This window comes from Ensifer sp. ENS06, from assembly GCF_014852205.1.
Lineage (GTDB): Bacteria > Pseudomonadota > Alphaproteobacteria > Rhizobiales > Rhizobiaceae > Ensifer > Ensifer adhaerens.
On sequence record NZ_JACVBC010000039.1, the window covers coordinates 1 to 767 of the forward strand.

Consider the following 767-nt stretch of genomic DNA (forward strand, 5'->3'; position numbering starts at 1 on the left):
GCCTGCGCGGCCATGCGGCTCGGGAAATCGGTATAGCCGATGACGACGACGCCGTTGTCGGAGACGACCCGCTGATCGGCGACGGTCAGGTCGCAGTTGCCGCCACGCTCGGCCGCAAGATCGACCACCACCGATCCCGGCTTCATCGCGGCGACCATGTCGGCAAGCCAGAGTTTCGGTGCATCACGGCCCGGGATCAGCGCCGTGGTGATGACGATATCGATCTGGGGCGCAAGCTCGCGGAACTTGGCAAGCTGCTTCTCGCGGAACTCCGGCGAAGAGGGAGCCGCATAACCGCCGGTGGCAGCGCCATCCTGCTGACCGCCCCCCTCACCATCGGCAAAATCGAGATAGACGAACTCGGCTCCCATGCTCTCGATCTGCTCGGCGACTTCCGGCCGCACGTCAAAGGCATAGGTCTGAGCACCAAGCGAGGTGGCGACACCGATCGCCGCAAGACCGGCGACGCCCGCACCGATCACCAGGACCTTGGCCGGCGGCACCTTGCCGGCGGCCGTCACCTGGCCGGTGAAGAAGCGACCGAAATTGTTGCCGGCCTCGATCACCGCGCGATAGCCGGCGATATTGGCCATCGACGACAGCGCATCCATCTTCTGGGCGCGCGAAATGCGCGGGACCATGTCCATGGCGATGACGTTGGCGCCCTTTTCCCTGGCGAGCTCCAGAAGTTCGGCATTCTGGCCCGGATAGAAGAACGAGATCAGCGTCTTGTCCGCAGACAGATAAGCGACCTCGCTCGCCTCGGG

At 64.8% G+C, this 767-nt stretch carries 1 protein-coding gene; it reads right to left on the reverse strand.

Annotation, left to right across the window (positions count from 1 at the left end; translation table 11 throughout):
- Positions 1-767: Re/Si-specific NAD(P)(+) transhydrogenase subunit alpha (locus IB279_RS36725; RefSeq protein ID WP_192341246.1), on the reverse strand; the 767-nt coding region annotated here is incomplete at both ends.